Source organism: Azonexus sp. MM2026_4 (assembly GCF_055901855.1).
Genome location: NZ_CM148380.1, coordinates 4,003,400 through 4,012,628, shown reverse-complemented (window position 1 = coordinate 4,012,628; position 9,229 = coordinate 4,003,400). Strand labels below are relative to the sequence as shown.

The window sequence follows — 9,229 nt, the reverse complement described above, 5'->3', positions numbered from 1 at the left end:
ATATACCCGGCGCATTATTCGGCGACGCGGCGGGCGCGGTCAAGGCGATTTGCAATTTTTCATGACGCTCCGGAAAACGCCTGCCGCAGCCGCTCCGCCGCTGCGGCCAGGGTTTCCTCGCGCTTGGCGAAGCAGAAACGCACCACCTTGTCGTCGCGTCCGTCCGGCTCGAACACCGAAACCGGAATCACCGCAACGCCGACCTCGCGCGTCAGCCATTCGGCGAAGGCGGTGTCGGGCAGGTCGGAAATGCGGTCGTAGCGCGCCAGCTGGAAATAGGTGCCGCGGCAGGGCAGCAGTTCGAACGGCGTCGCCGCCAGCAGTTGCCGGAAGGCATCGCGCTTGGCCTGGTAGAAGGCGGCCAGGCCGAGGTGCCGCGAGGCGTCCTGCATGTACTCGGCGATCGCCAGTTGCGACGGCCCATGCACAGTGAACACGTTGAACTGGTGCACCTTGCGGAACTCGGCCATCAACGCCGCCGGGCCGACCACGTAGCCGATCTTCCAGCCGGTGATGTGGTAGGTCTTGCCGAAGCTGGAAACGACGATGCTGCGCGCCGCCAGCTCGACGTGGCCGCACAGGCTGGCATGCGCCTCGCCGTCGAACAGGATGTGTTCGTACACCTCGTCGGACAAGACCACGATGTCGCTACCCCGGACAACGCCCGCCAGTGCGTCGAGATCGGCCGCGGAAAGCAGCGCGCCGCTCGGGTTGTGCGGCGAGTTGATGACGATCATCCGCGTCCGCGGCGTGATCAGCGCCCGCACCTCGTCCCAGTCTGGCGCGTAGTCCGGAAAGTGCAGGTGGGCGTAGACCGCTTTGCCACCGACGGTCTCGATCGCCGGCACGTAGGAATCGTAGACCGGGGCGAAGACGATGACCTCGTCGCCCGGCCGGACGAAGGCGGCAATCGCGGTGAAGATCGCCTGCGTCGCCCCGGCGGTAACGGTGATTTCGCTCTCCGCGTCGTAGCTGGCGCCGTACAGTGTCGCCACCTTGCCGGCGATCGCCGTGCGCAGCTCCGGCATGCCGGCCATCGGCGCGTACTGGTTGCGGCCCGCCCGCAGGTGGCGATACATGGCGTCGAACAGCGCATCTTCGGCCTGAAAATCTGGAAAGCCCTGCGCCAGATTGACGGCGCCGCATTCGGCGGCGAGCCGGGACATGACGGTGAAGATCGTCGTTCCCATGGCCGGGAAGCGGGAATCGATGTGGACGGAAGTTTGCATCGCAAGCATGGCGGACGGAAAGGGGCCCAATCTTGCGCCAAGGCCGGACGGCGGACAAGCCGGCCGCCGAAATTGCGCGTAGTATTACATCCGTTATAACAAGAGGAGGCCATCATGTACGCGCTCAAACTGACCCAGATCGGCAATTCGGTCGGCGTCGTGCTGCCAAAGGAGTTGCTGGCCAAGCTGCATGTCGAGAAGGGCGACACCGTCTATGCCACCGAATCGCCCGATGGCGTGCGCCTGACCCCATTCGACCCGGCCTTCGAGAAACAGATGGAAGCGGCGAGAAAAATCATGAAGGCACGCCGCAACGTGCTGCACGAACTGGCCAAATGACGAGCTGGATCTGGCTCGAAGCATCGGTGGTCGGCGCGATCCACGAAGCGCAACTGACCGAGCACGGCGGTCCGGTCGGCATCCGCGACGCCGGCCTGCTGACCTCGGCGCTGGCCCGCCCGGTCAACCTGGCCGCCGACGATGCGCAAGCCGACGCGGCGGCGCTCGCTGCCGCCTACGCTTTCGGCATCGTCCGCAACCATCCCTTCATTGACGGCAACAAACGCACCGCCTTTGTCTGCAGCGAACTCTTCCTCGTACTCAACGGCCTTTGCCTGACGGCTTCCGACAGCGACTGTGTCGGCGCCATGCTCGCCCTCGCTGCCGGCGACATCGGCGAAACCGAGTTCGCCGCCTGGCTGCGCCCCCACATCCTCTCCGCTCCATGAACATCCACGGTATCCCCACCCGCACGCTGCGCGCCGACCCCGCACGACGCAGCATCGAAATCATCGACCAGACCCGCCTGCCGCACGCGCTGCACTGGGTCGGCGTCGGCACGCTGGAGGAAGCGGCGCACGCCATCCGCGCCATGCTGGTGCGCGGCGCGCCGCTGATCGGCGCCACCGCCGCCTACGGCCTGGCCATCGCGCTCAACGACGAGGCCGACGACGCCCGGCTGGAGCAAGCGATTGCCGTCCTCGGCGCCACCCGGCCGACCGCGGTCAACCTGCACTGGGCGCTGGCCCGCATGGACAAGCTGCTGCGCCCCTTGCCGCCGGCACAACGCAGCAGCGCCGCCTGGACGGAAGCGGCGGCGATCGCCGAAGAGGACGTCGCGCAGAACGCGGCGATCGGCCGGCACGGGCTGGAGCTGCTGCGCCGCCTGCCGCGCCGCGACAGCCGCGTGCTCAACGTGATGACCCACTGCAATGCCGGCTGGCTCGCCACCGTCGATTGGGGCACCGCGCTCGCCCCGGTCTATGCCGCGCACGACGCCGGCCTGCCGGTGCATGTCTGGGTTTCCGAAACCCGGCCGCGCAACCAGGGCCTGCTCACCGCCTGGGAACTCGCCCAGCACGGCGTGCCGCACACCCTGCTCGCCGACAACGCCGCCGGCCTGCTGCTGCGCCAGGGTCGGGTCGATGCGGTGATCGTCGGCGCCGACCGCATCGCCGCCAACGGCGACGTCGCCAACAAGGTCGGCACCTACCTGAAGGCGCTGGCCTGCGCCGACAACGACATTCCCTTCTACGTCGCCGCGCCGCGCTCGACGCTCGACTTCGCCTGCGCCGACGGCGCGGCGATCCCGATCGAGGAACGCGACGGCGACGAATTCCGCCTCGTGCACGGCACCGACCCGCGCGGCACGCCGGCCGCCGTGCGCCAGCTTCCGGCCGGCGAAGCGGTCGCCAACCCGGCCTTCGACGTCACCCCGGCCCGCCTGGTCGCCGCCATCATCACCGAACGCGGCGCCTGCCCGGCCAGCCGCGCCGGCCTGCTCGGCCTCTACCCGGAAGAAACGACATGAGCGAACTGCGCGCCAAGCTGATTGCCGCCGCCCGCGCCATGCGCCCGGCCGGCCTCAACCGCGGCACCGCCGGCAACCTCAGCGTGCGCTGCGGCGACGGCTTCCTGATCACACCGACCGGCATGCCCTACGACGCGCTGGAAGTCGACGACATCCCGTTGATGGCAATCGACGACAGCGCCGACGGCAGCTTCAGCGGCCGCCGCAAGCCGTCGTCGGAATGGCGCTTTCACCGCGACCTCTACGCCAGCCGCCCGGAAGTCGGTGCCGTCCTGCACGCCCACTCGCCGTTCGCCGTCACGCTGGCCTGCCTGCGCCGCGCCATCCCGCCCTTCCACTACATGATCGCCCGCTTCGGCGGCGATACCGTGCGCTGCGCCGACTACGCGCTGTTCGGCACGCCCGCCCTATCGGCGGCGGCGCTCGCCGCCATGGCCGACCGCCGCGGCTGCCTGCTCGCCAACCACGGCCTGCTCGTCACCGGCCGCGACCTCGACGAAGCCTTTTCCCTCGCCGTCGAACTCGAAGAACTCTGCGAACAATACTGGCGCGCCTGCCAGCTCGGCGAACCGGTGCTGCTCGACGCGGTCAACATGGCAGCAGTGATGGAAAAATTCAGCACCTACGGACAACAATGAACGCACACCTCGACCTCTCGCGCTGGGAACAGACGCACGAATACGGCGCCGGCAACGCGCGCGCCGAGGCCGGCACCCGCTGGGTGCTGTGGCTGACCCTGACGACGATGGTCGTCGAGATCGCCGCCGGCTGGTGGTTCAACTCGATGGCCCTGCTCGCCGACGGCTGGCACATGAGTTCGCACGCGCTGGCCATCGGCCTCGCCAGCCTCGCCTACGCCGCCGCCCGCAAGTACGCCGAAGACCCCAGCTTCGCCTTCGGCACCTGGAAGATCGAAGTCCTCGCCGGCTACACCAGCGCCCTCTTCCTGCTCGGCGTCGCCGCGCTGATGGTCTGGGGCGGCATCGAACGCCTGATCGAACCGGCGCCGATCGCCTACGGCGAAGCCATGCTGGTCGCCGTCCTCGGCCTCGCCGTCAACCTCGGCAGCGCGGCGATCCTGCTGCGCGCCGGCGGCCACGACCATCACGGTCATGATCATGGGCACGGCCATGACCACGGGCACGATCACCACCACGGCCACGACGACCTCAACCTCAAGGCCGCCTACATCCACGTCCTCACCGACGCGCTGACCTCGGTGCTCGCCATCGCCGCCCTCGCCGGCGGCTGGTTTTGGGGCTGGAACTGGCTCGACCCCGCCTGCGCCATGGTCGGCGCCGTGCTCGTCGCGCTGTGGGCGAAGAACCTGCTGCGCGACACCAGCCGCGTCCTGCTCGACCGCGAGATGGACCACCCGGTGGTCGAGGAAATCCGCGAAGTCATCAGCGAACTGCCGCCCGGCACGCAGATCACCGACCTCCACGTCTGGCGCGTCGGCAACGGCGCCTACGCCTGCGCCATCTCGCTGCTCACCCACGACAGCACGCTGACCCCGCTCGCCATCCGCCAGGCCCTCGCCATCCACGAGGAAATCGCCCACGTCACGGTGGAGATACACCGCTGCGACGAGTGCTCCCCCGGCGCGGCCTTGTCCGGGCAGTGACGCCGATCCGGCTGCGAAGTGGCGGGTTTCTGTTCCAGTAGAAACGCTGTTTTCCGCCGTTGACCGGCGGGCGGCTTTGCGGCTTTGGCTTCTGAAACGCCGGTTTCCGCGCCTGACGCGCGGGCGTACTTTGTCTTGTGTGGCCAAGAAAAAGTAGCCAAAAAGAAGGCCACCCCCAGGTCGGCGCCGGGCTACGCCCGGTCCCTTGCGCTACTCGACGGTCCGGGCGGCTGGCTAAACTCGGCCCTGCGGGCCTCAAACAACGCCAGCCGACTACCCCCGGCCCGCCTGCGTTGCTCAGCGCCTCTCAGGGGGACCCCGAACACCGATCGAGCGCCACTTCCTCCGGTCAACTCGAGATCGTTGCTGCGCAGGCACTCGAAGTCATCGCTCGATTTCAGATCATCCGGGTATTGACCTGCATGCAATCTGCCGGCATTTCGCCAGAAGCCGTCTTTCGGGAAATAATCACTTAACGACCCTGGCCTGGCCCCTATGATTGTTGGTTGATAAGGAGACCGGCATCGGATAATCTCCATGTCATTCAAACTCTTACAGGCGCCCCAGTTGTGTCCGTGTTGCTGGCAATAACGCGGACCATTCTGTGCCTGAACAACTGTAGGCCTAAATTGGAGACTTAGATGGCCATCAAGATTTATGGCAATCATTTTGAGAACTGTGGAACCGGTATTAGCGCCCCATCGGACGCGAACGTAGATATCGGGGCCAACCGGTTTATCGCCTGCGGGAAAGCCATTGACCTCCGAGCACCTGAAAGTCTTCTTGCAGCCCTAGGGCTGCGCCCGGACACACCACTGGAAGTGTTGAAAGAAATACTTTCCTTCGTGGGCTCTGGTCAAAACACTGAGCCTGAAATTTCGGAAAAGGCCAAATCAACTGGGCTCTTCAATTGGTTGTCGGCTGGCGCTAACGCAGCAACGCTTGTGCAGGGGCTTTCGTCGCTCTATGAATACGTGCCAAAAATTCTCGCAGTGTTGCGCTGATGAGCCCTAATCGGGTAGCAGGGGGTTTCTCTCCCCCGGCCCCCGCACCACCCACCATGCGGGTCCGCAGTGGGCGGTTCAGCGAGATGGCTGCTCGACTAAGACGTGCAGCCCTGTGCCTTTCACCATAACCGCTTTCACTCGTTAGGCCGCTCATGCACCCACTGGTAGCGCAAGCAATCGACACGGTTTGCCTGAGCCGAGATGAGGGCGACTGGAAAATGCTTGATGAAAACATCTTGTCCGCGTTAGTTAAAGAATTCGGCGAGGATGGTCTCGCAAACCGTCTGTATAGCGAAATTCCCCGTTCCGTGCCTTACGAAGTAGTTTGTGACCTGTTCGACCTGCTTGCGTGGCGCACCGACGACAATGGCGCAAGCGTCACGCGCGCCATTGAAGACTGGCTTCGAGAAGGCCTAGACAACCGAAAACTACGTATTGCCCTTCATTTAGAGGTCTACCCGTTTATCGATGAACGCGAGATGGAAGAAGTGCTTTCAGGGTTGGCTGACAAAAACTCCACGCTTGCATATCGTTGCCGTGAACTTATCAAGAACAGAGCGGGGAAATAACGTGCAATCCGGCACTCGGCCTAATCGGGTAGCCAGAAGCCCGCAAAACTGCGTTCGGTGTACCGGCCCCCTTGGGAGGTGCCGAGCAACGCAGGGTTGGCGGGAGGTGTCGGCTCGCGTTGTTTGAGGCCCGCAGGGCCGAGTTTAGCGAGACGCCCGCCGGCCCGAGTAGCGCAGGGGACCCCGCGTAGCGGGGCGCCGACCTAGGGGTGGCCTTCTTTTTGGCTACTTTTTCTTGGCCAGCAAGAAAAAGTACGCCCGCCGGTCAACGGCGGAACCCAGCGGTTCAGCAACCAAAAACACGCCAAAGAACGCGCGCCCCGCTCAATCCCCAGCAAGAAATATCTCGATCCGTTCCTTGCCCTTGCCGATGTTGTTGCGCTTGAGCCGCAGCGGCCCGACCTCGCCGGTCGAGCGGACATGCGTGCCGCCGCAGGCAACCCGCGAAAAGCCGGCAATTTCCCAGTAGCGCCGCTCGTTTTCGACGTCTTCGAAAGCGGTGCGGATCGGCAGGTCGGCGGCAATGATCTGGTTGGCGCTGGCCGCCAATTCCGGCAGCAGCGGGGCAATGCTCTCCGGCCAGCGGAAATCGATCCGCGCCTTGTCGGCGGCGATATGCGCGCCGACCTTGAGCGCCCCCGGCAAGGCGCGGCCGGCCAGTTCGAGGACCAGTTCGGCGGCGAAGTGGAGGCGCATCAGGCGGTAACGGCGTGCCCAGTCGATCGCCACCTCGACCGGCTGGCCGGGCTGCAAGCCGTGCCCGGCGGCCAGGCGATAGCGGAGGCAGCGCCCTTCCTTGCTCGCTTCGACGACGGCGACGCCGCCGATGCTCCCGTGGTCGCTTTCCTGGCCGCCGGAAAAGGCGAAGAAGATCGTTGATGCCAGTTCGACCGTGTCGCCATCGACCGCCGTCACCACCGTGCTGTGCGTGCTGGCGTAAGGGTCTTCCCAGAAGGCTTTGTGGGTCATGCGTGGAGAATATCGGTGAGCATCGGTCAAGTGGCGGGCGGTAGTAGCTCAGCACCGCGCGATTCTCCGCCAGGCCGCCGAAGCGGCGCAAGCGCCGTGCATCCGGCGAACGGATCGACTAAGCTTCGCACTTTGCGCAGACGCGCGCGAGGGGAAAAGCATGCCGGTGATCGAAGTCCGCCATCCTTTGGTCAAACACAAGATCGGGCTGATGCGCGAAGGCGAGATCAGCACCAAAAAATTCCGCGAACTGGCGGCCGAGCTGGCCCGCCTGCTGACCTACGAGGCTTGCCGCGATTTCGAGCTGGAACGGGTGAGCATCGAAGGCTGGTGCGGCCCGGTCGAGATCGACCAGATCAAGGGCAAGAAGGTTACCGTGGTGCCCATCCTGCGCGCCGGGATCGGCATGCTGGACGGGGTGCTCGACCTGATTCCGAACGCCAAGGTCAGCGTCGTCGGCATTGCCCGCAACCACGAGACGCTGATGCCGGAGCCGTATTTCGAGCGCTTCGTCGGCCAGCTCGACGAGCGCCTGGCGATGATCATCGACCCGATGCTGGCCACCGGCGGTTCGCTGGTCGCCACCATCGACATGCTGAAGCGCAAGGGCTGCAAGCAGATCAAGGCGCTGGTCCTGGTCGCCGCGCCGGAAGGCATCGCGGCGCTGAACGCGGCGCATCCCGAGGTGGAAATCTACACCGCGGCCGTCGACAGCCACCTCAACGAACACGGCTACATCATCCCCGGCCTCGGCGACGCCGGCGACAAGATCTTCGGGACCAAGGAAGCATGAACACGACAGAAGATCCGGTCTGGCGGACCGCGCTTTCCGGCGCGCAAATCCTCTTCGTCGCCTTCGGCGCCACCGTGCTGGTGCCGCTGCTTACCGGGCTGAACCCCAGCCTGGCGCTGCTCGGCGCCGGCGTCGGCACGCTGATTTTCCAGATCTGCACGAAACGCCAGGTGCCGATCTACCTCGGCTCCAGTTTCGCCTTCATCGCGCCGGTGATCTATTCGGTGCAGACCTGGGGCATGCCGGCGACGCTCGGCGCGCTGGCTTCGGCCAGCTTCTTCTATTACGTCGCCGCCGGCCTCGTCAAATGGCGCGGCGTCGGGCTGATCCACAAGCTGCTGCCGCCGGTGGTGATCGGCCCGGTGGTCATGGTGATCGGTCTCGGCCTGGCCCAGGTCGCGGTTGGCATGGCGACCGGCAAGGCCGGCGACGCGCAGGTCGTTCCCTACGAAACAGCCATTGCCATCGCCGCCATCTCGCTGCTGGCGACGATGCTCACCGCCATCCGCGCCCGCGGCCTGTTGAAGCTGGTGCCGATCCTGGTCGGCGTCGCCGTCGGCTACATCGTCTCGCTGTTCCTCGGCATCGTCGATTTCTCGAAGGTGAACGAGGCGGCCTGGATCGCCATGCCGGCCTTCGGCACACCGGAATTCAACCTGGCGGCGATCCTCTTCATGATCCCGGTCGCCATCGCACCGATCGTCGAACACGTTGGCGGCATCCTCGCCATCGGCTCGGTCGCCGGCAAGGATTACACCGAAAACCCCGGCCTGCACCGCACCCTGCTCGGCGACGGGCTGGCGGTCAATGTCGTCGGCCTGTTCGGCGGCCCGCCGGTCACCACTTACGGCGAAGTCACCGGCGCCGTCATGCTGACCAAGAACTACAACCCGGTGGTGATGACCTGGGCCGCCTGCTTCGCCATCCTGATGGCTTTCGTCGGCAAGTTCGGCGCCCTGCTGCAGACCATCCCGCTGCCGGTGATGGGCGGCATCATGGTGCTGCTCTTCGGCTCGATCGCCGGCATCGGCCTCAAGACGCTGATGGATGCCCGGGTCAATCTGTCCAGCGCGCGCAACCTGTGCATCGTCTCGGTGACGCTGGTCACCGGCATCGGCGGCCTCGGCGTCACCATCGGCAGCTTCTCGCTGCAGGGCATCAGCCTGTGCGGCGTGCTCGCCGTGCTGCTCAACCTGCTGCTGCCCGCGGAAACGGAAAGCCGCTGAGG

11 protein-coding genes are annotated in these 9,229 nt (G+C 65.7%); 9 read left to right on the top strand and 2 right to left on the bottom strand.

From position 1 onward, the window contains the following. Nucleotides 1-59: 59 nt before the first annotated feature. The gene (locus AC0KWY_RS18980; protein ID WP_474027047.1) at nucleotides 60-1,229 is read right to left on the bottom strand and encodes a pyridoxal phosphate-dependent aminotransferase; all 1,170 of its coding nucleotides are present in this window, start codon (nucleotides 1,227-1,229) and stop codon (nucleotides 60-62) included. A 114-nt stretch (nucleotides 1,230-1,343) separates the two neighbouring features. On the opposite strand from AC0KWY_RS18980, the gene AC0KWY_RS18975 reads away from it, so the two are divergent. The 7 genes from AC0KWY_RS18975 to AC0KWY_RS18945 all read left to right on the top strand — a co-directional run bounded on the left by AC0KWY_RS18975 (nucleotide 1,344) and on the right by AC0KWY_RS18945 (nucleotide 6,239). Beyond that, nucleotides 1,344-1,568, top strand: a complete 225-nt coding sequence (locus AC0KWY_RS18975; RefSeq protein ID WP_474027046.1) for an AbrB/MazE/SpoVT family DNA-binding domain-containing protein — start codon at nucleotides 1,344-1,346, stop codon at nucleotides 1,566-1,568. Beyond that, nucleotides 1,565-1,957, top strand: a complete 393-nt coding sequence (locus AC0KWY_RS18970; RefSeq protein ID WP_474027045.1) for a type II toxin-antitoxin system death-on-curing family toxin — start codon at nucleotides 1,565-1,567, stop codon at nucleotides 1,955-1,957. The genes AC0KWY_RS18975 and AC0KWY_RS18970 overlap by 4 nt, the downstream gene beginning before the upstream one ends. Next, nucleotides 1,954-3,039, top strand: a complete 1,086-nt coding sequence (gene mtnA, locus AC0KWY_RS18965; RefSeq protein WP_474027044.1) for an S-methyl-5-thioribose-1-phosphate isomerase — start codon at nucleotides 1,954-1,956, stop codon at nucleotides 3,037-3,039. Before AC0KWY_RS18970 ends, mtnA begins: the two co-directional genes overlap by 4 nt. Continuing rightward, a complete protein-coding gene (locus AC0KWY_RS18960) occupies nucleotides 3,036-3,677 on the top strand; it encodes a class II aldolase/adducin family protein (protein WP_474027043.1) in 642 nt (213 codons plus the stop codon). The genes mtnA and AC0KWY_RS18960 overlap by 4 nt, the downstream gene beginning before the upstream one ends. Then, nucleotides 3,674-4,663: a CDF family Co(II)/Ni(II) efflux transporter DmeF gene (gene dmeF / locus AC0KWY_RS18955; protein ID WP_474027042.1), complete on the top strand. Its 990-nt coding sequence runs from the start codon at nucleotides 3,674-3,676 to the stop codon at nucleotides 4,661-4,663. The genes AC0KWY_RS18960 and dmeF overlap by 4 nt, the downstream gene beginning before the upstream one ends. A 641-nt stretch (nucleotides 4,664-5,304) precedes the next feature. Beyond that, nucleotides 5,305-5,667, top strand: a complete 363-nt coding sequence (locus AC0KWY_RS18950) for a hypothetical protein (protein WP_474027041.1) — start codon at nucleotides 5,305-5,307, stop codon at nucleotides 5,665-5,667. Between the two features lie 221 nt (nucleotides 5,668-5,888). After that, nucleotides 5,889-6,239: a hypothetical protein gene (locus AC0KWY_RS18945; RefSeq protein ID WP_474027040.1), complete on the top strand. Its 351-nt coding sequence runs from the start codon at nucleotides 5,889-5,891 to the stop codon at nucleotides 6,237-6,239. A gap of 324 nt (nucleotides 6,240-6,563) precedes the next feature. Here the strand turns inward: AC0KWY_RS18945 and AC0KWY_RS18940 are convergent, their stop codons facing one another. Then, nucleotides 6,564-7,208: an alanyl-tRNA editing protein gene (locus tag AC0KWY_RS18940; protein ID WP_474027039.1), complete on the bottom strand. Its 645-nt coding sequence runs from the start codon at nucleotides 7,206-7,208 to the stop codon at nucleotides 6,564-6,566. 160 nt (nucleotides 7,209-7,368) lie between these two features. On the opposite strand from AC0KWY_RS18940, the gene upp reads away from it, so the two are divergent. Both upp and AC0KWY_RS18930 read left to right on the top strand, forming a co-directional pair. Continuing rightward, entirely contained in the window at nucleotides 7,369-8,001 is a 633-nt protein-coding gene (gene upp, locus AC0KWY_RS18935) for a uracil phosphoribosyltransferase (protein ID WP_474027038.1), read from the top strand. After that, complete coding sequence (locus AC0KWY_RS18930; protein ID WP_474027037.1) at nucleotides 7,998-9,227, top strand: uracil-xanthine permease family protein; 1,230 nt, start codon at nucleotides 7,998-8,000, stop codon at nucleotides 9,225-9,227. Before upp ends, AC0KWY_RS18930 begins: the two co-directional genes overlap by 4 nt. The last annotated feature ends 2 nt before the right edge of the window (nucleotides 9,228-9,229 follow it).

Bases quoted from the DNA above. Each gene is read 5' to 3' on its own strand.
- AC0KWY_RS18980 (WP_474027047.1), bottom strand. From the start codon at position 1,229: ATGCAAACTTCCGTCCACATCGATTCCCGCTTCCCGGCCATGGGAACG.
- AC0KWY_RS18975 (WP_474027046.1), top strand. From the start codon at position 1,344: ATGTACGCGCTCAAACTGACCCAGATCGGCAATTCGGTCGGCGTCGTG.
- AC0KWY_RS18970 (WP_474027045.1), top strand. From the start codon at position 1,565: ATGACGAGCTGGATCTGGCTCGAAGCATCGGTGGTCGGCGCGATCCAC.
- mtnA (WP_474027044.1), top strand. From the start codon at position 1,954: ATGAACATCCACGGTATCCCCACCCGCACGCTGCGCGCCGACCCCGCA.
- AC0KWY_RS18960 (WP_474027043.1), top strand. From the start codon at position 3,036: ATGAGCGAACTGCGCGCCAAGCTGATTGCCGCCGCCCGCGCCATGCGC.
- dmeF (WP_474027042.1), top strand. From the start codon at position 3,674: ATGAACGCACACCTCGACCTCTCGCGCTGGGAACAGACGCACGAATAC.
- AC0KWY_RS18950 (WP_474027041.1), top strand. From the start codon at position 5,305: ATGGCCATCAAGATTTATGGCAATCATTTTGAGAACTGTGGAACCGGT.
- AC0KWY_RS18945 (WP_474027040.1), top strand. From the start codon at position 5,889: ATGCTTGATGAAAACATCTTGTCCGCGTTAGTTAAAGAATTCGGCGAG.
- AC0KWY_RS18940 (WP_474027039.1), bottom strand. From the start codon at position 7,208: ATGACCCACAAAGCCTTCTGGGAAGACCCTTACGCCAGCACGCACAGC.
- upp (WP_474027038.1), top strand. From the start codon at position 7,369: ATGCCGGTGATCGAAGTCCGCCATCCTTTGGTCAAACACAAGATCGGG.
- AC0KWY_RS18930 (WP_474027037.1), top strand. From the start codon at position 7,998: ATGAACACGACAGAAGATCCGGTCTGGCGGACCGCGCTTTCCGGCGCG.